Origin of the sequence: Flavobacterium lacustre (assembly GCF_027474525.2) — a bacterium.
GTDB classification, from domain to species: Bacteria; Bacteroidota; Bacteroidia; order Flavobacteriales; family Flavobacteriaceae; genus Flavobacterium; species Flavobacterium lacustre.
In genome coordinates, this window is sequence record NZ_CP114882.2 from 409,974 (window position 1) to 431,510 (window position 21,537).

Annotated in this window: 20 protein-coding genes; 4 read left to right on the forward strand and 16 right to left on the reverse strand. The window is 33.4% G+C overall.

From position 1 onward, the window contains the following. Nucleotides 1-27: 27 nt before the first annotated feature. From ftsA to mraZ, 12 genes are read right to left on the reverse strand one after another with little or no spacing between them, the layout of a single operon-like run. Nucleotides 28-1,407, reverse strand: coding sequence for a cell division protein FtsA (gene ftsA, locus O6P34_RS01985; RefSeq protein ID WP_269685658.1), 1,380 nt, complete (start codon nt 1,405-1,407; stop codon nt 28-30). Between the two features lie 6 nt (nt 1,408-1,413). After that, nucleotides 1,414-2,136 carry a cell division protein FtsQ/DivIB gene (locus O6P34_RS01990; RefSeq protein ID WP_269685659.1) on the reverse strand — a complete coding sequence of 241 codons (723 nt, stop codon included), beginning with the start codon at nt 2,134-2,136 and terminating at the stop codon, nt 1,414-1,416. Further along, nucleotides 2,123-3,472, reverse strand: coding sequence for a UDP-N-acetylmuramate--L-alanine ligase (gene murC, locus O6P34_RS01995; protein WP_269685660.1), 1,350 nt, complete (start codon nt 3,470-3,472; stop codon nt 2,123-2,125). The genes O6P34_RS01990 and murC overlap by 14 nt, the downstream gene beginning before the upstream one ends. Before the next feature lie 31 nt (nt 3,473-3,503). Next, a complete protein-coding gene (murG, locus tag O6P34_RS02000; RefSeq protein ID WP_269685661.1) occupies nt 3,504-4,592 on the reverse strand; it encodes an undecaprenyldiphospho-muramoylpentapeptide beta-N-acetylglucosaminyltransferase in 1,089 nt (362 codons plus the stop codon). A gap of 60 nt (nt 4,593-4,652) precedes the next feature. Beyond that, on the reverse strand, nt 4,653-5,954 hold the full coding sequence (locus O6P34_RS02005; protein WP_269685662.1) for an FtsW/RodA/SpoVE family cell cycle protein: 1,302 nt from the start codon (nt 5,952-5,954) through the stop codon (nt 4,653-4,655). 55 nt (nt 5,955-6,009) lie between these two features. Continuing rightward, nucleotides 6,010-7,341, reverse strand: a complete 1,332-nt coding sequence (gene murD / locus O6P34_RS02010) for a UDP-N-acetylmuramoyl-L-alanine--D-glutamate ligase (protein ID WP_269685663.1) — start codon at nt 7,339-7,341, stop codon at nt 6,010-6,012. A 1-nt stretch (nt 7,342) separates the two neighbouring features. Beyond that, a complete protein-coding gene (gene mraY, locus O6P34_RS02015; RefSeq protein ID WP_269685664.1) occupies nt 7,343-8,569 on the reverse strand; it encodes a phospho-N-acetylmuramoyl-pentapeptide-transferase in 1,227 nt (408 codons plus the stop codon). A gap of 6 nt (nt 8,570-8,575) precedes the next feature. Continuing rightward, nucleotides 8,576-10,039, reverse strand: a complete 1,464-nt coding sequence (locus O6P34_RS02020; protein ID WP_269685665.1) for a UDP-N-acetylmuramoyl-L-alanyl-D-glutamate--2,6-diaminopimelate ligase — start codon at nt 10,037-10,039, stop codon at nt 8,576-8,578. Next, the gene (locus tag O6P34_RS02025) at nt 10,036-12,039 is read right to left on the reverse strand and encodes a penicillin-binding protein (RefSeq protein ID WP_269685666.1); all 2,004 of its coding nucleotides are present in this window, start codon (nt 12,037-12,039) and stop codon (nt 10,036-10,038) included. The genes O6P34_RS02020 and O6P34_RS02025 overlap by 4 nt, the downstream gene beginning before the upstream one ends. Continuing rightward, nucleotides 12,030-12,377: an FtsL-like putative cell division protein gene (locus O6P34_RS02030; RefSeq protein WP_269685667.1), complete on the reverse strand. Its 348-nt coding sequence runs from the start codon at nt 12,375-12,377 to the stop codon at nt 12,030-12,032. Before O6P34_RS02030 ends, O6P34_RS02025 begins: the two co-directional genes overlap by 10 nt. A 12-nt stretch (nt 12,378-12,389) precedes the next feature. Beyond that, the gene (gene rsmH, locus O6P34_RS02035) at nt 12,390-13,298 is read right to left on the reverse strand and encodes a 16S rRNA (cytosine(1402)-N(4))-methyltransferase RsmH (RefSeq protein WP_269685668.1); all 909 of its coding nucleotides are present in this window, start codon (nt 13,296-13,298) and stop codon (nt 12,390-12,392) included. Next, nucleotides 13,273-13,746: a division/cell wall cluster transcriptional repressor MraZ gene (gene mraZ / locus O6P34_RS02040; RefSeq protein WP_269685669.1), complete on the reverse strand. Its 474-nt coding sequence runs from the start codon at nt 13,744-13,746 to the stop codon at nt 13,273-13,275. The genes rsmH and mraZ overlap by 26 nt, the downstream gene beginning before the upstream one ends. A 333-nt stretch (nt 13,747-14,079) precedes the next feature. Between mraZ and O6P34_RS02045 the strand changes: the two genes are divergently transcribed. Further along, complete coding sequence (locus O6P34_RS02045; RefSeq protein ID WP_269685670.1) at nt 14,080-14,856, forward strand: alpha/beta fold hydrolase; 777 nt, start codon at nt 14,080-14,082, stop codon at nt 14,854-14,856. Between the two features lie 31 nt (nt 14,857-14,887). Beyond that, the gene (gene yihA / locus O6P34_RS02050; protein ID WP_269685671.1) at nt 14,888-15,508 is read left to right on the forward strand and encodes a ribosome biogenesis GTP-binding protein YihA/YsxC; all 621 of its coding nucleotides are present in this window, start codon (nt 14,888-14,890) and stop codon (nt 15,506-15,508) included. Between the two features lie 81 nt (nt 15,509-15,589). Here the strand turns inward: yihA and gldC are convergent, their stop codons facing one another. Continuing rightward, on the reverse strand, nt 15,590-15,925 hold the full coding sequence (gene gldC / locus O6P34_RS02055; protein WP_269685672.1) for a gliding motility protein GldC: 336 nt from the start codon (nt 15,923-15,925) through the stop codon (nt 15,590-15,592). Further along, the gene (gene gldB / locus O6P34_RS02060) at nt 15,925-16,881 is read right to left on the reverse strand and encodes a gliding motility lipoprotein GldB (RefSeq protein ID WP_269685673.1); all 957 of its coding nucleotides are present in this window, start codon (nt 16,879-16,881) and stop codon (nt 15,925-15,927) included. Before gldB ends, gldC begins: the two co-directional genes overlap by 1 nt. 99 nt (nt 16,882-16,980) lie before the next feature. On the opposite strand from gldB, the gene nadE reads away from it, so the two are divergent. Both nadE and O6P34_RS02070 read left to right on the forward strand, forming a co-directional pair. After that, a complete protein-coding gene (gene nadE / locus O6P34_RS02065) occupies nt 16,981-17,787 on the forward strand; it encodes an NAD(+) synthase (protein ID WP_269685674.1) in 807 nt (268 codons plus the stop codon). Nucleotides 17,788-17,877: 90 nt separating this feature from the next. Then, nucleotides 17,878-18,507, forward strand: coding sequence for a response regulator transcription factor (locus tag O6P34_RS02070; RefSeq protein ID WP_269685675.1), 630 nt, complete (start codon nt 17,878-17,880; stop codon nt 18,505-18,507). Here the strand turns inward: O6P34_RS02070 and dnaG are convergent. Next, nucleotides 18,504-20,480 carry a DNA primase gene (gene dnaG / locus O6P34_RS02075; RefSeq protein WP_269685676.1) on the reverse strand — a complete coding sequence of 659 codons (1,977 nt, stop codon included), beginning with the start codon at nt 20,478-20,480 and terminating at the stop codon, nt 18,504-18,506. The genes O6P34_RS02070 and dnaG overlap by 4 nt on opposite strands. A gap of 86 nt (nt 20,481-20,566) precedes the next feature. Then, nucleotides 20,567-21,022 (reverse strand): hypothetical protein, encoded by a 456-nt coding sequence (locus O6P34_RS02080; protein WP_269685677.1) that lies wholly within the window; start codon nt 21,020-21,022, stop codon nt 20,567-20,569. Between the last annotated feature and the right edge of the window lie 515 nt (nt 21,023-21,537).

The following is a 21,537-nucleotide window of genomic DNA, read 5'->3' on the forward strand; positions in this document are numbered from 1 at the left end:
TAATTCTTGTATTTATTGGGTCTATGCCTATTCTGCGTTATCTAAAAAATCTTTGATTTTATCGACATATCTGTCAAAAAACGATCTTCTTATTTTATTTTCGGTTGACTCTTCTTTCTTAGCATGTTCCCGAACTTCTTCCTCTACCGCAGTTACAACTTCCTGCATCTCTTGTTGAACAACCGGCTGTCTGTAAACAGGAGCTTTTGGTGCCTCAACCACATCCATTCGTACAGCGCTTTGAGTTTTATTTTCAATACTGTTCATCACTAAACCAACAGCTGTTGCATATAACGGACTTGAGATTTCTTCGTCAGAATTTCCGGCTAAATGCTCATTAGGATATCCAATTCTAGTATCCATACCTGTTATGTATTCCACCAACTGTTTGATGTGCTGCAATTGAGCTCCACCACCTGTAAGAACGATTCCTGCAATTAATTTTTTACGCGGATCTTCGTGTCCGTATGCTTTTACTTCTGTAAAAACTTGTTCAATAATTTCTACAACACGTGCATGAATTATTTTTGACAAGTTTTTCAACGAAATTTCTTTAGGCTCTCTACCTCTTAATCCTGGAATTGAGACAATTTCGTTGTCTTTATTTTCTCCCGGCCAAGCAGAACCAAATTTAACTTTCAATAATTCAGCTTGCTTTTCGATAATAGAGCAACCTTCTTTAATATCATCTGTAATTACATTGCCTCCAAAAGGTATCACTGCAGTATGACGAATAATACCATCTTTAAAAATGGCTAAATCTGTTGTTCCTCCACCAATATCAATAAGTGCAACTCCGGCCTCTTTTTCTTCCTGACTCAAAACAGCATCTGCCGAAGCCAATGGTTCTAATGTCAAACCAGACAATTCGATACCTGAACTTTGAATACATCTTCCCACATTTCTGATAGAAGAAGCCTGACCAACCACAACGTGAAAGCTGGACTCCAATCTTCCACCATACATCCCGATTGGTTCTTTAATTTCCGTTTGTCCGTCAATTTTAAATTCTTGTGGCAAAACGTGAATTATTTCTTCCCCCGGCAACATAGCCAGTTTGTTTACTTGATCAATCAAAAGCTGTATATCATTCCCTCCGATAACCTCTTCCGGATTGTTTCTGCTGATGTAATCTGTATGCTGAATACTGCGAATGTGCTGACCGGCTATACCTACAACCACATCTTTTATTTTATAACCTGAATTATTTTCAGCTTCTTGAATTGCTTGTTGAATAGATTGTATCGTTTGAGTAATGTTATTTACCACTCCTCTTGCAACACCTAAACTTTTGGATTTTCCAACACCCAAAATTTCCAATTTTCCGTATTCATTTTTCTTGCCTATCATGGCAACTATTTTAGTTGTCCCAATATCTAGACCTACTGCAATATTCTCTTTTTCCATTATCTATTATTTAGTGCAAACTACTTGTTCCGTAAATCGGAGATCTATTTTATTGTATTTATATAACGAACTATCTAAAACGGCTTTCTGAAAAAAAGCTTTATAATTTTTAAATTTACGCTCCACATTTATGATTCTACCAAAATCAATTTGATAATTAAAATTCCTGTTAAGCATTTTTAAGCTTCCATTTGGCATAATTTCAACTCCAATGATGTTTTTTTTCAAAAACTCATCGTCATGAATAACACGAAATAATTTGGCTAAATCTTCGTTATTTTTTTTATTTATTACCCCTGAAACAAGTGGAACTCTAGCTGTAAAATTAGCCGACAATGGCATACTATTTCCCTTGTAATCAATATAGAAAGAACTATCACCGTTAAAAACCCTTGCTATAGGCGTTTTTTGTTTTACAACAGCTTTTAGAACACCGTCAATACTCACAAAAACGTCTGACTTTTCAATCATCTCATGTGCATCTATAGCTTTCTCTAACTTATTCAAATCTAATTTAACTTTTTCAATGCTTGATGCATCCCTTTTATTTTCTATTAACAATTTATTAACCGTTTCCTGTTTAACAAAAGGCGCATTATCCCCAACAAAAACAACCTTGGATTTAGTCAATTTCCTATGTTCATTTCGGTTTGAAGTAAACGAAAAGAGGAAAATTACTAATCCAAACATGAGGATTAATCTAATATTTGTCCAATTAAACAGTTTCATTTAATGCTTTTTTAATTGATGGTACTAATTCTCCCAAATCACCGGCTCCTATGGTAACAATTATTGTTGCATCACTGGCCAAAATTGACGGAATCAAATCCTCTTTGGTCACTAATTTCTTATCATTATTCGTCATTTTATCCATCAACCATTGTGATGTAACTCCTTCCATCGGTAATTCACGTGCGGGATAAATCTCCAACAAAAGAACTTCATCAAAAGCGGATAAACTTTTAGCAAAATCATCGGCAAAATCTTTTGTTCTGCTAAATAAATGTGGTTGAAAAATAGCCAATACTTTTTGGTTTGGATACAATTCCCGAACCGCTTGATGCACTGCATTAATCTCTGTAGGATGATGTGCATAATCATCTATATAAACTAAGTTTTCCGTTTTTATTTGATACGAAAATCTTCTTCTTATTCCTTTAAATGAAGCAATGGCTTTTGCAATAGCCTCGGTCGGGGTGCCGTAAGTTTTTGCCATTGCAATAGCCATTAATGCATTCATTAAATTATGTCGTCCCGGTAATCCAAATCGTAAGTCTTTTAGTATTTCAGTTGGCGTTTGCACATCAAAAACATAGCTTGCGTTGTCAATTCTTACATTGAAAGCTTTGAAAACAGCATCCTCATTCACTGAACATGTCACTCCTTCAATAGGCAACTCTTTGGTAATGAAAAGTTTCGTTTTATCTGTAATCTTATCCGCAAATTCCACAAACGAAGCTTCTATTGCTTCACTAGTTCCATAAATATCTAAATGATCCGCATCCATTGAAGTGATACAGGCAATATTTGGATGCAAATGCAAGAAAGAGCGATCGAATTCATCCGCTTCAACAACCGTGATTGTTTTCCCAGTTCCTATCAGATTTGAGTTATAATTTTCTACAATTCCACCTATAAAAGCAGTAACATCAGCACCACTTTCATATAAAATATGCCCCAAAATACTAGATGTTGTTGTTTTACCATGCGTTCCTGCAACAGCAAAACAAAACGTATCTTTAGTAATGATTCCAAGTACTTCGGCTCTTTTTTTAACTTCGTATTTTTGATCTAAAAAATAGTTCCATTCTGCATGTGATTTAGGAACGGCAGGCGTTATAATCACTAAAGTATTATCTGGCTGATATTCTTTTGGGATTAAAGCTACACAATCTTCAAAATGAATAGAAATCCCACTTTCGATCAACTCACTCGTAAGTATTGACGGCGTTTTATCATACCCTGACACTTGTTTTCCAATAGCTTTGAAATAACGGGCCAAAGCACTCATTCCGATGCCTCCGATTCCTACGAAATAGACGTTATGTATTTGATTTAAATTCATTTTTACTTTGCTCTTTTAACTATTCTTTATCTTATCTAATTAACTTCACGATGGCATCAACGATTTGATTCGTCGCTTCCGGCATAGCCAATTGCTTTATGTTTTCACTTAATTGCTTTTGTTTTCCTTCATCTTTAATCAAAGCTTCAAAAACAAGACTAAATTGAGAATCAAGTTCCGATTCTCTAAGCAAAATAGCTCCTTTTTTATCCGAAATTGCTTTTGCATTTTTAGTTTGATGATCCTCAGCAACATTTGGCGACGGAATGAAAATTACAGGTTTCCCAACAATACACAACTCCGAAACAGAAGATGCTCCAGCACGGGAAATAACGATATCGGCAGCCGCATAGACTAAATCCATTCGTTCCACAAATGCCATTACCTGAACGTTAGCTGCATTATATTTTTTATATTCTTCGAAATAAAGCTTTCCACATTGCCAAATAATTTGAACATTTTGCGTAAGCATTTTATCTAATTCTTTTTCGATTAATTGATTTACACGTCTGGCTCCAAGGCTTCCGCCAAGGACTAAAACTGTTTTTTTATTGGCATCCAAATTAAAATAAGAAATTGCTTCTTCTCTTTTGCTGTCAATAGCAATCAAATCTTGGCGCACCGGATTTCCTGTCAAAATTATTTTCTCTTTTGGAAAAAAGCGCTCTAAATTTTCATAAGCTACACAAATGGCATTCGCCTTTTTGCTCAATAATTTATTAGTAATTCCAGGATAAGAATTTTGTTCCTGAATCACGGTAGGTATATTCATTGCATTTGCCATCTGCAATAACGGACCACTAGCAAATCCTCCAGTTCCAATGACTACATCAGGTTTAAATTGCTTGATAATTTTTCTGGACTCCCATAAACTGGCAACCAATTTTACAGGAAATAATGCATTGTCAATAGTCAGTCTTCTTTGTAAACCCGAAATCCAAAGCCCTTTTATCGGGTATCCGGCCTGAGGTACTTTTTGCATTTCCATTTTATCTTTGGCACCGACAAAAAGGATTTCCGAATCTGGGAAACGAGATTTTAATTCATTGGCAATAGCAATCGCCGGATAAATATGTCCGCCTGTTCCCCCACCGCTTAATATGAATTTATATTTTCCCATTTTTTAAATAATATGTTTAGACTAATTGTATTATTTACTACTCTTATTTCTGAATACTAATTACTTATTCAAAACAACATTCATAGGATTCTTTGTTTTATCTTCAATAGAATACTGACCTTCAAGAACTGTTTCAGAAAGCGTTTCTTCTTCTAATTGCTTATCAATTAATTTCTGAAGTGCTAAGTCTCTCTGTTCTTTTTCTTTCAATTCTTGGGCAATTTCTTCTTCTTTTTTGGTAACACTGATAATAATTCCGAGTGCAAAACAGGTCATCCAAATCGAACTTCCTCCACTACTTATCAAAGGCAGTGTTTGACCAGTCACCGGCAATAGCTCTACGGCAACCGCCATATTAATCATGGCTTGAAAAATCATTGGAAAACCCAAACCAATAACCACTAATTTCCCAAATAAAGTATTGGCTTTATGAGAGGCTATAACAAATCGAAACAATAGTAATAAATATAAACTAAGTACTCCCAAACCTCCCATGAGACCATATTCTTCGACGATAATTGCGTAAATAAAATCGGAAGAAGATTGAGGTAAAAAATTCTTTTGTACACTTTTACCTGGCCCTAAACCATAAATTTGACCTGATGCGATTGCGATTTTAGCTTTCTCAATTTGGTAATTATCCTCATCTGGTTTGTCTGTCGTAAAATTTTCAATTCTATTTCCCCAGGTACCAACTCTGCTAAAAAATCTGGAATCTGGAAAAGCCTTGGCTATCAGAATAAAAAAAGCAAGAAATACTATTCCCGAACCTACTATAAAAGCTATGTATTTCATTGGATATTTACCAATAAAAACCAACACTAAAATCATAGAAAATATCAAAGCCGTAGTCGAAAAATTCGCAGGTAAAATAAACATCAAAGTAATAAAAACCGGTGTCCAAAGTTCCCACAAAGAAGCCTTAAAAGTATCCGGTACTTCTCTGGTTTTCGATAAATAACGTGCTACAAAAATATACAACACAATCGAGGCCAAAGTCGATGTTTGAAATGATATTCCAATAAACGGCACCTGAATCCAACGACTGGCATTTGCACCCGCAATCACGGTTCCTTTGATTAATGTATACGCTAATAAAATCCAAACTACCGGCAATCCAACTTTAGAAATCGCTCTGAAATAATGATACGGAACTTTATGAACCCAATAAATAATTAAAAAACCAATACAAATATGAGCAAAATGTTTTACCAGATAACCTAAAGTGTTTCCGGTTCCATGCCCTAAATACGCTAAATTACTACTCGCACTAAAAACAGGCATAAAAGAAAACAAGGCTAATAAGGCCACAAATGACCAAATTCCTTTATCCCCTTTAAGATTGTTTATTAGTTGTTTCATTTTATGTTTTATTTTTTTGATTTTGGCATTTAAACCTAGAATCTCTTACCCTTTTTTACAGATTGCGTACTGCTTGTTTGAATTGTTCTCCTCTGTCTTCGTAATTTTCGAATAAATCGAAACTGGCACAAGCTGGTGACAACAAAACTGCATCTCCTTTCTCTGTTAGTCGCTGTGCCATACGAACGGCATCATTCATATTAGTAACTTCGACCATGATATCAACAACGTTTCCAAAAACATCAATAATTTTTCTATTATCAACACCCAAGCAAATAATCGCTTTTACTTTTTCACGCACTAATGACATCAATTCATTGTAATCGTTTCCTTTATCAACACCACCAACAATCCAAACTGTTGGTACATTCATGCTGTCTAATGCAAAAAAAGTAGCGTTCACATTGGTGGCTTTTGAGTCATTAATGTATTGTACATTTTGAATTTTAAGCACCTTTTCTAAACGATGTTCTACGCCTTGAAAATTAGATAAACTCTCTCGAATTGTTGCATTTCGTATTTGCATCAATTTTGCTACAGATGTTGCTGCCATTGCATTTTTCATGTTATGTTTTCCTTCTAAGGCAATATACTCTGTCTCCATTATGAACTCTTCGTGATTGATCTTTACTTCCATTGTGTTGTTTGTTATATGAGCGCCTTGGCTGAATGTTTTTGTTAATGAAAAAGGAATTAATTGTGCTTTTGTTGTATTTGTTTTAAACCATTCGGCTATTGCTTCATCATCTGCATCATAAATGAGATAATCCTCTTCGGTCTGGTTCATTGTAATTCTAAACTTTGAATCAATATAATTTTGATAATTGTATTCGTAACGATCCAAATGATCCGGACTGATATTAGTAATAATGGCAATGTGCGGTTTATAATTGATGATTCCGTCTAATTGAAAACTACTCAACTCCAACACATACGAATCAAATTTATTTTCGGCTACCTGCCAGGCAAAACTCTTTCCTATATTCCCTCCCAAGGCTACATTTAAACCTGCCGATTTTAACAAATGATACACGAGCATTGTCGTGGTGGTTTTTCCGTTGCTTCCGGTTATCCCAATGGTGATTGCTTCTGTAAAAGGAGCTGCAAACTCAATTTCTGAAATTACTGGAATTCCTTTTTCAGCCAGTTTTTTTACAATTGGCGCTTTTTCAGGAATTCCCGGACTTTTCATAACCACATCGGCATTCAAAATCAAATCTTCGGTATGCTTTTCATCTTCCCAAGCTATTCCATTATCCGTAAGAACTTTTTTGTAATTTTCTTTTATCTTTCCAAAATCAGATACAAAAACATCATATCCTTTTTCTTTTCCAAGAATAGCTGTTCCTACTCCACTTTCGCCTCCACCTAAAACTACTAGTCTCATGTTATCTTAATTTTAAAGTAACAATTGATAATATGGCTAACATGATTGCTACAATCCAAAATCGAGTTACAATTTTACTTTCGTGATATCCTTTTTTCTGATAATGATGATGTAATGGAGACATTAAAAATATTCTTCGGCCTTCGCCAAAACGTTTCTTGGTATATTTAAAATAAGTTACCTGCAAAACCACAGATAAATTTTCGACAAGAAAGATGCCGCATAATAGTGGAATCAATAACTCTTTTCGAACAGCAATTGCCAATACAGCAATAATACCACCGATGGTTAAACTTCCTGTATCTCCCATAAATACTGATGCCGGATAGGAATTGTACCAAAGAAACCCAATTAACGCCCCTACAAAAGCAGCAATAAAAACGGTCATTTCACCCGAATTGGGTATGTACATAATATTGAGATAATTAGAAAAAATGATATTCCCCGAAACAAATGTAAAAATCCCCAATGCCAGGACCGAAACTGCCGAAGTTCCAGCTGCCAATCCGTCAATTCCATCTGTTAAATTTGCACCATTAGAAACTGCTGTAATAATAAATATTACGACAGGAATAAAAATTAACCAAGCCCATTTTTCATATCCATCACCCATCCAAGCTAATGCTTCGGCATAATCCAATTCATTATTTTTAAAGAAAGGAATTGTAGTAGCTGTGGATTTTTCTTCAATAGCGGACTGTATCACATTCTCTGTAGGCGCTTTAAAAATATCCGTTTTAGCCGTATCTCTTCGCACAGTTACCGTTGGATTAAAATAAAGAACTGATCCTACAATCAATCCCAAACCAACTTGACCAATCACTTTGAATATTCCTTTTAAACCTTGTTTGTCTTTTTTGAAAATTTTGATGTAATCATCAATAAACCCTATTGTCCCCATCCACAAAGTAGTAACAATCAACAATACAATGTATATGTTATGCAATTTTGCAAAAAGCAACACAGGCACAAGCGTAGCAAATATGATGATTAAACCTCCCATAGTTGGCGTACCCGCTTTTTCGTTTTGTCCTGCTAAACCCAGTTCACGAACTGTTTCTCCTACTTGTTGATTACGGAGAAAACTAATGATTCTTTTTCCATAAATAGTAGACAACAGCAAGGAAAGCATTAAAGCTAATGCAGATCTAAAAGTGATGTATTGGAAAACACCAGTTCCGGATATATCCAAAGTTTTGTTGAAATATTCAAATAAATAATACAGCATATTTTTTTATTTATGAAGTTGATCTAATAGTTCTTTTACAATTTTCATATCGTCAAAATCATGACGAATTCCTTTTATTTCCTGATACGTTTCATGCCCTTTTCCGGCAATTAAAATAATATCATTTGGTTGAGCCAGTTGACAAGCTGTTTTTATAGCTTGCTTTCTATCCGTTATAGATAATATTCTTTTATAGTTTTGAGGCGCAACACCTTGTTCCATCTCATCAATGATAGCTTCAGGCTCTTCATTTCTTGGATTATCAGAAGTAAGAATGGCTTTATCACTTAGCGCTGCAGCAATTCCTCCCATAATCGGACGTTTTGACTTATCTCTATTTCCGCCACAACCTACAACGGTTATCAACTGTTCGTTTTTTGTACGGATATCATTGATTGTTTTTAATACGTTTTCTAAGGCGTCCGGCGTATGTGCATAATCTACAATAGCCGTAATATTAGTTGTAGAAACGATATATTGAAAACGTCCTGAAACACTTTCTAATTCAGACATTAATCGAAGAACTTCCAAACTTTCTAATCCTAATTCGACAGCAGTTCCGTAGATTGCCAATAAATTATAAGCATTAAAAGTTCCTATCAATTTCACCCAAACTTCATGTCCGTTTATTTTTAATAACAAACCTGATAATTGACTTTCCAGGATTTGTGTTTTATAATCTGCGTATGATTTTAAAGCATAAGTGCATTTTTTCGCCACAGTATTTTGCAACATAACCTGCCCATTCTTATCATCTATATTTGACAATGCAAAAGCGGTTTTAGGCAAATTATCAAAAAATGATTTTTTAACATCTCTGTACTCGGCAAACGTAGGATGATAATCTAAATGATCATGAGACAAATTGGTAAAAATGCCTCCCGCAAAATGCAATGCTTCGGTGCGTTTTTGATGAATTCCATGAGAGCTCACTTCCATAAAACAGTATTCGACTCCTGCATCAATCATTTCTTTCAAATACTGATTGATTGTTATTGAATCTGGTGTGGTGTGAGTTGCTTTATATTCAACATCATCAACTAAAATCTTCACGGTAGACAATAGTCCTACTTTATATCCTGCTTTTTTAAATAATTGATACAACAAAGAAGCGATAGTAGTTTTACCATTAGTTCCTGTAATACCAACTAATTTTAAATTTTGAGATGGATTACCAAAATAATTTGCTGCCATAATAGCCAACGCGCTATTGGTATCTTTCACCTGAATATAGGTTACGCCATTAGCAATAATTTCTGGAAATGTATCGCAAACAATTGCTACAGCTCCTAGCTGAATGGCTTTTTCAATATAATCATGACCATCTGAAATCGTACCACGAATCGCTATAAAAACATCATTTGATTCTATTTTTCTGGAATCAAAATCCATTTTGTTTATAGTAATTTCTGTCGAACCTTTTACGGCTTCGATAGCTACTTTATATAATATGTCTTTTAGTATACTCACGATAATTCTAATAATATGGTTGTGTTTTTTACTAAATTCTGTCCTGCTTGAAGCGATTGTTTTTTTACTTTTCCGACACCAACTGCTTTAACTTTCATTCCTAAATTTTCTAATAATGCAATTGCGTCCATTCCTGGCATTCCTTTTACATTAGGAATTGAATTTTGTTTCTTTTGAGATTTTACAAAATAGGAATCATAATTATTTTCCTGTTTTGGTATTTTTCGATTTAGATTTTTTATTTCATTTGTTGAAGGCGCATCAGTAAATATTTTTTGGGCTATTCTTTTAAAAACTGGACCGGCAACATCTGCTCCATAATAATTATTATTTACCGTGCTGGGTTTATGAACCACAACTATGCAAGAATATTTGGGATGATCCGCAGGAAAATAACCTACAAAAGAAGAAGCATAATATTTACCAGCTCCACCGTCTTTACCATAATTCACCGCAGCAGTTCCGGTTTTTCCTGCCATAGAAAAATCTTTAGAATACAATTTTGATGCGGTACCTTTTTTAACAACATTTTCTAAAACCGCTTTCAGTTTATGAATCGTTTCTTGAGAACAAACCTTTGGATTCATAACTTGAGTGTCAAATTTTTTGATGGTTGTATTCCACTTTTTAATTTCAGAAACCATTTGTGGTTTTACCATCACACCATTATTTGCTACCGAATTGTAAAAAGTAAGCGTTTGTAAAGGCGTTACCGAAACTCCATAACCAAAAGCCATCCAAGGAAGCGAAATATTAGACCAATTTTTATCTGTTGGTTGTGGAATAAATGGCTTTCCTTCACCTTTAAACTCCATTCCTAATCTTTTATTTAATCCATATGAATTAACATGGTTGACAAATTTTGAAGGATTATTTTTGTAGTTGTTATAAACCGCTTGCACCATAATCGTATTTGAAGACACTTCAAATCCACGTGCTAAAGAAATTTTACCATAACCGCCTTTGTGAGAATCTCTAACCGCTTTTCCTGAATATCTGATTTCACCACCTTTACTATCATAAACCGTACTGGTATCTGCCACTTTATCTTCAAGAATAGCCATTAAATCTACTAATTTGAATGTTGAACCTGGCTCATGAGATTCCGTGTAAGCATAATTTGTAGTCTCATAATAGGACCCGTCTTGGTCTCTTCCTAAATTTGATATTGCTTTTACTTGTCCCGTTTGAGTTTCCATAACAACAACACAACCGTGATCTGCCTGATAATCTTCTAACTGTTTCAACAAAGCATGATGCGCAATATCCTGAATAAAAACATCAATTGTAGAAATCACATCATAACCATCTTGAGGATCAATTTCGTTAATATCTCGAATTGGTTTCCATTGTCCTTTTGCAATTTTTTGTTTGAGGATTCTACCGTCTTTGCCATTAAGGTAATTACGATAAGCCCATTCAATTCCTTTTCCGTCAGGAGTTCCATCAGGATTTACTCTTTCGTAACCAATGGTTCGCTCTGCAATTTTTCCAATAGGATTTTCTCTTACCGTTTCTTGTTCAATGATAATTCCTCCTTTGTAAGCCCCCAAATTAAATAATGGAAAACTCTTAATTTTCATATATTCCGTGTAACTCAAATTACGGGCTACTAAAAAATACCTGTTTTTGTTTGCTCTAGCTTTTCTGAGTTCATTTTCGAAAAAATTTGTTGGTTTTCCCAAAACTAAAGCCAATGAATCCGAAAGTGCTTCTATATTTTTATCGAAAGCTTCAGATTTTGGAGCAACCGCATCAAAACGAATTTCATAATTTGGAATTGAAGTTGCTAAAAGACTTCCGTCAGCTGAATAGATATTCCCTTTATTGGCAGGAATAACAAAATTCTTTACAGTTCTTTCTTTGGCTAATTTTCTATAATAATCTCCTTCAACCCACTGAATATTTGTCAATTTTACAGCTATCGCCATAGCTATCAAAAAGATAGCAAAAGCAACCAGATAAATTCTGTATGATATGTATTTATCTTCTACTGCCATATTTTTTTGAAAAAGTTTTTCTCTTCTTCTTTTTTTACTTTTATTTTTATTGGCGGAACAGTCGACGGGAAAATTTGTTTTTCTTCCATTTTACTCGCTACTGTAGATTCCATTTTCAACTTCATTAACTCCGAACGTCTGTCGACAAACTCTGAGCGCAATTCTTTAACCTGATGTGTCAACTCCGCAATTCTAAATACCTTTTGCTCAAATCGCTGTGTATTTGCAATCATAACAATTGCCAAAAGAATAACAAACACAATAAAACGCCAATTCTTTACCGCATCATCGTCGATAAGAAACCGTGCTTTCAATAGGCTATATACTCCGTTTTTCATTTCTAAAACTGATTATTTCTTTTCAGCAATTCTCAACTTAGCACTTCTGGCTCTGTTGTTAATCTTAATCTCTGCGTTATCAGGAACAATCAACTTTCCAATTGTTTTAAAAGGAACCGAAAAATTGCCAAAAAAGTCACGTTCAGGTTCTCCTTCAAACATACCGTTTTTAATAAATCGCTTCACTAATCTATCTTCTAATGAATGATATGAGATGACACTTAATCTTCCTCCAGGATTTAAAATCTCTAATGATTGCTCTAAAAATTCTTTCAAAACATCCATTTCCTGATTAACTTCAATTCGGATAGCCTGATAAATTTGAGCTAATATTTTATTTCTGACTCTTTCAGGCAAATACTTAGCTAAAACTTCCTTCAATTCATCAGTTGTTTTAATAGACTGTCTTTCTCTGGCTTCTACGATTGTTCTTGCCAAAGCAGGAGCATTTTTCAATTCCCCATAATCCAAGAACACTCTTTTTAAATTTGACTCGTCATATTCATTAACAACTCTATAAGCATTCAAATCATTTTTCTGACTCATTCTCATATCTAATTCGGCATCAAATCGAGTAGAAAAACCTCTTTCCGCAACATCAAATTGGTGTGATGATACACCTAAATCAGCTAAAATTCCATCCACACTTTTCACACCATAAAAACGCAAAAACCGTTTTATAAATCTAAAATTCTCATTAATAAGTGTAAATCTCTCGTCTTGCAACGCATTTGCCAAAGCATCTTCATCTTGATCAAATGCAAAAAGTTTTCCGTTTGGTCCAAGTCTGCTCAAAATCTCTTTTGAATGACCTCCTCCACCAAAAGTAACATCTACATAAATGCCGTCAGGTTTAATATTTAAACCATCTACTGATGCTTGAAGTAAAACCGGATTATGATATTCCATTGTCGTCGTCATTTATATTTCCCATTACTTCTTCGGCCAAATCTGCAAAATCTACATCTTCACCGCTTATTGATTTTTCATACAAATCTTTATCCCAAATTTCTACAATATTTACTGCCGAAGAAAAAACAACCTCTTTAGTAATACTGGCAAAAACCACTAAATCCTTAGGAACCAATAAACGCCCTAAAGCATCTATTTCTACGACCTTCACGCCCGCTGTAAATCGGCGTATAAAATCATTATTTTTCTTAACGAATCGGTTGAGTTTATTGATTTTTTGCATCATCAAATTCCACTCTTCCATTGGATACAATTCTAAACAAGATTGAAAGACAGAACGCTTCAAAACAAACCCGTTTTGAAGAGACAAAGCCAACTGCTTTTTTAAAGGCGCAGGCAACAACAGCCTTCCTTTAGCATCGACTTTACATTCATATGTTCCAACAATTGTGTTCAAGTAAAATAGTTTAAATAGTGATAAGCAAAAATATAAAAATTATTACCACATTTTACCACTATATACCACTTTGTTGATAAGTTTAACCACTTTCAAACAAAAACCCTTAATTTTTGGACAATCAGAACATTAGCTATTTTTAAATTTCTTTATAAGAATGTTAATATTAAAGAGAAATCAAGGCTTTTTTTATAATAAAATAAGAATCTGTTCTCTTATATTTTAAAAATGAAAAATGAAGAAATAAGAATCATGTTAAAAACTACGTACAAAAATTCATTTTAATTTATTAAGTCCTATATTTGTCGAAATTGAAATTCAGTACTAGAATACATGGAAAAATATTATAAAAAAGAAGGCAAATACAGCTATTATGAAGCTGGCGAAGGAACACCAATAGTAATACTTCACGGCTTGATGGGCGGATTAAGCAACTTTGATGCTGTTGCCAGTTATTTTTCTAACAAAGGTTTTAAAATAATCATTCCTGATTTACCCATTTATACTCAAAACATTCTGAAAACGAATGTGAAAAGTTTTGCTGTTTATGTGAAAAATTTTATCACATTCAAAAAACTGGACAGAGTCATTCTTTTAGGCAATTCTTTAGGCGGTCACATTGCTTTATACCACACCAAAATGTATCCTGAAAAAGTAGCAGGACTTGTCATAACAGGAAGTTCAGGATTGTACGAAAGTGCCATGGGCGACAGTTACCCAAAAAGAGGCGACTACGAATACATTAAGAAAAAAGCCGAAGACGTTTTTTACGACCCAAAAGTAGCCACTCCGGAACTTATAGATGAAGTTTACGCCACCGTTAATGACCGAATAAAATTAATCAAAACGTTGACTATTGCCAAGAGCGCCATTCGTCATAATATGGCTAAAGATTTACCAAAAATGCATGTTCAAACCTGTATCATTTGGGGAAGAAATGACAAAGTTACTCCTCCGGATGTAGCGGAAGAATTTAATAAATTACTACCCAACTCAACTTTATATTGGATTGACAAATGTGGCCATGCCGCTATGATGGAGCATCCCAATGAGTTTAATCGTATTCTTGAGGAGTGGTTAACTCAGACTCATTTACCAGCAGCTCACTAACTAAAAGCAGCGAGCTTAAATACCCCTAATTATGAAAATTAATACTGCCGAATTCATCATAAGTAATTCTGAAGTGGAAAAATGTCCGAAGGACTTTTTGCCTGAATATGCTTTTATTGGACGGTCAAATGTTGGAAAATCTTCATTGATAAACATGTTGACCAACCATAAAAATTTGGCCAAAACATCTGGAAGACCAGGAAAAACGCAATTGATAAATCATTTCTTAATCAATAACAATTGGTTTCTTGTTGATTTACCGGGATATGGTTATGCCAAAGTTTCTAAGAAAACAAAATCTGTTTTTCAACAATTTATTACCGATTATTTTGAGACAAGAGAACAACTAGTTTGCGCTTTTGTTCTAATTGATATCCGTCATGAAGCCCAAGCGATAGACATCGAATTTATGTCATACATGGGAGAAAGTGAAATCCCTTTTTGCATTGTTTTTACAAAAGCGGACAAAATCAGTAAAGTAAAAATTGATTCTCATGTTGCTGCATACAAAAAGAAAATGTTCGCTAATAACTGGGCCGAAATGCCTCATTATTTTGTGACTTCGGCTACAGAATTTACTGGAAAAGAAGACTTGCTTTCTTATATCGACGAGGTAAATCAAGAAGTATTCAAGAATAACAGTCAGTTTTAGAAAACAGAATAATACCGTAAAAAAAATCCCAAAACTCATATCATATCGTTTTGGGATTTTTTTATAGAAACAATTAATATTTTACTTATTCAATTCTAATTTTTCAGCAAAATAATCACAAAAATCTTTCATTGTGTCTGCCATTTTTTCGTCATCGGTAGCTCTTTTAAAAGTTTCGGACATCGCAACCAAAGTCTGATGAAAGAAAATTTTCATTTCATCTACAGGCATATCTTTCGTCCATAAATCAATACGCATAGTTTCTTTTACTTTACTATCCCAAATAGACAACATGATAGCCTTTGCCTCTTCTTGCTCTATTCCTCCATCTTTTGCGGACCACATTAATTTTTCGGGAACACGATTTTCGTCTAATTCTATAAGAAATTTAATTTCTGATGTATTTTTATCTGACATTATTTACTAGGTTTATATTTTGATTTTTCAAAGATTTCTTTCGCATTCATTTTCAACAAATCAGACAGCGGCACATTGTTATTTTTTGCAAATGAACGAACCATTTGCCATCCAATCCAAGCACCAACTTGCCCAGGGGATTCATTATCAATCTCTAAATAAAATTTAGAAAACGGCGCCGGATTAATAAATCGGGGGATTAGTTTTTGATCATCACTATACAGCATTTCGTTTTCCAAAAAATAACGCCACATATAACTTTCATTTTCCTGACACCAGATAATTTGTTGTTCGCTGTATCCCATTTTATCTGCATCACTGTATTCTGGCAACAACAAATCTTTCAAATACAATTGTTTGCCATAATAAATCATTTGACTAAGCATTTTTTTATCCATTAAAGGAGCTATTTTCTGCAAAGAGAAGCTAGACACAATGTCTGGCATTATTTGTTTTTGTTCAAAATTATGTTTGATATAATTGGGAAACTGGTAGAATTTATGCTCCTTACCTAAATACAGTTCAAGAGAAATAATGACTAAACTATCGGCATAAATCGCTTTATTACTATAATCCATTTCAGAAATAATAGTAATTACTTTTGGCGTTTTAGTTTTAGGAAAATAATATTTTATGTGTTTAAAAAGAGATGTTAATTCACTTTTCACCGGTTCAATATTCGCGTATTTTTTTTGAACTTCTGTATATAATTCTCTCCAAAGCGGATCTTGCATTTTATTCAACCAAATGCTGTTATCATTTCCCGCAGGAAAAAAATACGGAAATTCTTTCTTAACTTTCTCTAAATCTTGAGGAGGAGTTTCGAAAAATATTTTATCAAACCGCTCTATTTTTACTTCCAAAGGAATTTCTGCAACAGCTTTCTCTATTGTATTCTTTTTGTCGCAAGACAAAAAAAAGAAACAAAAGGCTATAGAAAACAGATATATTTTCATATTTATTAATTAAATTTGTTTTCAAAGTATCAGGAAAACGAACATACTACGAATAGATTTTGCAAATATACATTCCTGCTTTTTAATACCTAAATTATTATGACTAAAAAAAGTACACTACAAGTTGAAAAAGCAAATGTTCATATTGTAAATTGGTTAAAAACATATGCAGAAAACGCAAAAGTTAATGGTTTTGTTATTGGAATTTCAGGAGGAGTTGACTCAGCAGTAACCTCAACATTATGTGCACAAACCGGATTAAAAGTTTTATGTGTAGAAATGCCTATTCATCAGGCGCAAAGTCATGTAACCAGAGCACGCGAACATATTGATCAGCTAAAAAACCGATTCCAGAATGTTACTAGTGTAGAAACTGATTTGACATCTGTTTTTGAAAACTTTAAAAAAGTAGTTCCAAATGACGCAAATGAAAGCACCGTAAATTTGGCTTTGGCCAATACCAGAGCACGAATCCGAATGACTACGCTGTATTATTTAGCTGGTATTTATGGTCTATTAGTTGCCGGAACAGGTAATAAAGTAGAAGATTTTGGTGTTGGATTTTACACAAAATATGGTGATGGTGGAGTTGACTTAAGTCCAATTGCTGATTTAATGAAATCCGAAGTATTTCTTTTGGGAGCGTATTTAAAAATCCCTGATTCTATTCTGAATGCGGCACCTACAGACGGTCTATTTGGTGATGACAGAACAGATGAAGATCAATTAGGAGCCAGCTACGATGAACTGGAATGGGCTATGTATGAAGACGAAGCTAAAAAATCTTCGAGTGACTTTTCCGGAAGGCAAAAAGAAGTTTTTGATATCTACAAACGCCTAAATACTATAAACAAACATAAAATGGATGCAATTCCTGTTTGCGTACTAAATAAATCGTTAAAGTAATTATATTTTTATGTTGATTTGCAATTATTTACAGAAATTATTTATTAATTTTGTTATTCCAAAAACAATCAACTCTTAAAAACTAAAATTATGATTAAAGTATGTATAGCAGATAATTATCCCGTTGTGCATTATGGAGTGAAATCTTATTTTAAAGATCATGCTGAAATTTCAATAGTTGCTAATGTCGGCAATTTTTTGATGGTTCGGGACATACTCCAAACAAAGGATATTGATGTTCTGGTCTTAGACTTAGAACTTGAAGGGCTTTCCAGTATTTTTGAAGTGAAATCTTTGTTGAAAAGTTTTCCAAAAACAAAGATTATACTTTACAGCGGTCTTTCAGAACAGATTTACGCACCTAATGCTATAAAAGCAGGAGTTTCTGGTTTTGTTCACAAAACTGAAAAATTAGAAACCTTAGGTTTATCGATTATAAAAGTTCATCAGGGCAAAATAATCATGAACGAAACAGTGAAGAAAAACTTAGCTTTAATTGCTAAACAAAGTAAAAGCGAACGTTTATATCGTAAACTATCCAATCGCGAGGTTGAAGTTTTACGTTATTTAAGTGACGGCAAAAAAAACCACGAAATTGCTGAAATCTTATCTCTGAACGAAAAAACAATTAGTACTTACAAATTAAGACTTCTAACAAAATTGAACGTAACTAATTTAGTTGATTTAGTAAATAAAGCAAAAACTTTAGAAATCGTTTAGCTGTAGCGAGACATTACTCTTCCTAATTTTTTCGAAAACGAATGAATTAATTTGTAGTAATCCATCGCCATAGACAAAGGCTCTATATTATCTGAACCCGGTTCCGATGATATAGAGCTTTTTAATTCTTCGATAATTTTATCTACCAAAAACCATCTTAAAGTAAGAATTGTTTCTGATACATATTGACTAATCGTTTCGTTTTTACCTTTTGGAAAAATATTCTGACCTTCCCAATTGTGCAAGGTTACTCTTTCATCTTCCATCAAAATATCGGTCACTTCTTGAGCAAATTCAGGTTTCAAATGCATCAGATATTGCTCCATTCCAAAGTTTTCGTTCTGAAGATAATAATTTATTAAATCATTAAAAATATCTCTAAATAAAGGATTGGCTAATTGTACCTCATCTTCCTGTAAACTCAAATAAATTCTTTGATATACTTTATATTCTCTTTTTTCTACAACATTTTCAATTTCACCTTCTTCATTTGTTTTCAATAAAACATCTTCAAATTCTTCTGCTTTATTTCCGTATAACAAAAGAATTTCAATGATTTTTCGCTCTAATCGGTAAAGCACATCGACTTTTTCAGACTGAACAGGGTTTTCATTTTTTACAATTTCAAAAGCTTTTTGCTCTTGTTTTTGTTTTTTCCCAACTTCTGAAACGTCTTTTTGAACTAATTGTGCTAAAGTACTAACCAAAACCTGCTCAGAAATATCCATAATTCGAGAACACTCCTGAATATAAATTTCGCGTTGAATACGATCCGGGATCTTAGAAATACTTGTAACCATATCTCTAATTAAATCTGCTTTTTTTATTGGATCATTCTTAGCGTCATTCATCAAAAGTGAAGCTTTGAACTGAATAAAATCTTTAGCATTATTTTCCAGATAAGCGACTAAATCATCATATGACGTTTTTTTTGCAAAACTATCCGGATCTTCTCCATCAGGAAAAGCACATACTTTTACATTCATTCCTTCCTCAAGAATCAAATCTATCCCGCGAATTGAAGCGCGTAAACCTGCCGCATCTCCATCAAAAAGAACTGTAATGTTTTTTGTCAATCTGTTAATTAAGCGAATTTGATCTGGTGTTAAAGCCGTTCCGGAGGAAGCCACAACATTTTCTATTCCTGCCTGATTGAACTGAATAACATCTGTATATCCTTCGACTAAATAACAATTATTAAGTTTGGCTATTGCTTGTTTGGCTTGAAAAATTCCATAGAGAACTTTACTTTTATGGTAAATATCACTTTCGGGTGAATTGAGATATTTTGCTGCTTTTTTGTCATTGGTCAAAATTCGACCTCCAAAACCAAGAACTCTTCCAGACATGCTTTGTATGGGAAACATAACGCGTCCTTTGAACCTGTCAAAAGGCCTGTCATCTCTTGGGATTGTAAGTCCAGTGCTCTCCAAAAACTCTAATTTATATCCTTTCCCTAATGCTTCTTTGGTAAAAGCATCCCAACTTTCGGGAGAATATCCTAAGCTAAATTTTTTGATTGTGTCATTGGTAAATCCTCTTTCTTTAAAATAAGAAAATCCAATTGCTTTGCCTTCTTCTGAATTAAAAAGGGTACTATGGAAATAGTTTTTTGCAAACTCAGAAACTAAATACATACTTTCTCGAACATCGGTATTTATCTTCTCCTCATCGGTTTGCTCCGTTTCTTCGATTTCGATATTGTATTTTTTGGCTAAATAGCGAATTGCTTCGGGATACGTAAAATGTTCATGTTCCATCAGGAAAGCTACAGAATTCCCTCCTTTTCCGGAACTAAAATCTTTCCAGATTTGTTTTACAGGAGAAACCATAAACGACGGAGAACGCTCATCAGAGAAAGGACTTAGCCCTTTGAAGTTAGTTCCTGCACGTTTTAATTGAACAAAATCACCGATAACCTCCTCTACACGAGCAGTTTCGTAAACAGTATCAATAGTAGCTTTTGAAATCAAAATTATTTATTTATGAAATTCAAAGTTACAAAGTTTGAGGTGACTTACTAAAATAAAAATAAAAATATAGCAGAGTTGTAGTTGCTTTACATCTGGCTTAAAAAGTGACCTGAGTATTTAGCAATACTCTTTCTCACTTCTATTACAAAATTCTGAGCATCAAAAACATTATGCTTTGCGATTTTGAATTCCTTAAAAGTCAAATCACTGCTATTAATCAGAAGTTTATATGAATATTTTTTTATGCAAGAAACCGCTAAAACAGAAAAGAAAAGTAGAGCAACTCTCGACAACAATAAAATTGAATACATTTCAAAAATTGAAATCACGAAAAAATAAAGGAAAGCCAAAAAGGATAATACCAAAAAGTTTCGAAAATAATTTCTACGCTTGATAATTCTTACATTTGAAATTCTATTCAAATTCAATATAGCTGTATTGTTTTTATTTTCAACAATTACTGTTGAATCCGTCAAAATGAAATAGGTATTTCCTTCTAATACATTATCAAATTTATACAGGTTAGAAAGATTTATATCCATAGTCATTTAAGTTTACCATTCTTTTAAATAAAAAATGGATTCGTTTCTTTTACAAAAAGAATATTCAACAAACTGTTTAGTCCAAATATTTCATTTTCAAATTAAAAAAGTAAACATAAAGAGATTGTTTTTTTGAATTTAATTTTAATTCATGCCTTAAAAAAAAATACCTATATCTCAAAATGGAGACAAAAATCACATCGACAAAGCTTTTTTTTATCTTAACAATCAATTTTCAACGATTTTATAATATTCATTCCAAAATTTAATCAAAATAAAACCTATTTAGCACTACAACTTATTTAATCAACACTTCATCGATTTTTTCAATAAAAACATGTTTGTTTTGTAAGATTTATATTCAAAAATAAGACTGTAAATCATGGATGTTTTAGTCATAATTGAGTGAAATTTTGATTAAAAAATACACTGTTTTCCTCCAAAACCAGAGCATCTAGAGCTAAAAAACCATCAAAACAAAACCTGAGAAAAAAGCACTAATAATCAATATGTTA

Bases quoted from the DNA above. Each gene is read 5' to 3' on its own strand.
- yihA (WP_269685671.1), top strand. From the start codon at position 14,888: ATGAAAATTAATACTGCCGAATTCATCATAAGTAATTCTGAAGTGGAA.
- murD (WP_269685663.1), bottom strand. From the start codon at position 7,341: ATGAGACTAGTAGTTTTAGGTGGAGGCGAAAGTGGAGTAGGAACAGCT.
- O6P34_RS01990 (WP_269685659.1), bottom strand. From the start codon at position 2,136: ATGAAACTGTTTAATTGGACAAATATTAGATTAATCCTCATGTTTGGA.
- O6P34_RS02025 (WP_269685666.1), bottom strand. From the start codon at position 12,039: ATGGCAGTAGAAGATAAATACATATCATACAGAATTTATCTGGTTGCT.
- murG (WP_269685661.1), bottom strand. From the start codon at position 4,592: ATGGGAAAATATAAATTCATATTAAGCGGTGGGGGAACAGGCGGACAT.
- O6P34_RS02080 (WP_269685677.1), bottom strand. From the start codon at position 21,022: ATGGATATAAATCTTTCTAACCTGTATAAATTTGATAATGTATTAGAA.
- O6P34_RS02070 (WP_269685675.1), top strand. From the start codon at position 17,878: ATGATTAAAGTATGTATAGCAGATAATTATCCCGTTGTGCATTATGGA.
- O6P34_RS02005 (WP_269685662.1), bottom strand. From the start codon at position 5,954: ATGAAACAACTAATAAACAATCTTAAAGGGGATAAAGGAATTTGGTCA.
- nadE (WP_269685674.1), top strand. From the start codon at position 16,981: ATGACTAAAAAAAGTACACTACAAGTTGAAAAAGCAAATGTTCATATT.
- gldB (WP_269685673.1), bottom strand. From the start codon at position 16,881: ATGAAAATATATCTGTTTTCTATAGCCTTTTGTTTCTTTTTTTTGTCT.
- ftsA (WP_269685658.1), bottom strand. From the start codon at position 1,407: ATGGAAAAAGAGAATATTGCAGTAGGTCTAGATATTGGGACAACTAAA.
- rsmH (WP_269685668.1), bottom strand. From the start codon at position 13,298: ATGACGACGACAATGGAATATCATAATCCGGTTTTACTTCAAGCATCA.
- mraY (WP_269685664.1), bottom strand. From the start codon at position 8,569: ATGCTGTATTATTTATTTGAATATTTCAACAAAACTTTGGATATATCC.
- O6P34_RS02030 (WP_269685667.1), bottom strand. From the start codon at position 12,377: ATGAAAAACGGAGTATATAGCCTATTGAAAGCACGGTTTCTTATCGAC.
- O6P34_RS02045 (WP_269685670.1), top strand. From the start codon at position 14,080: ATGGAAAAATATTATAAAAAAGAAGGCAAATACAGCTATTATGAAGCT.
- gldC (WP_269685672.1), bottom strand. From the start codon at position 15,925: ATGTCAGATAAAAATACATCAGAAATTAAATTTCTTATAGAATTAGAC.
- murC (WP_269685660.1), bottom strand. From the start codon at position 3,472: ATGAATTTAAATCAAATACATAACGTCTATTTCGTAGGAATCGGAGGC.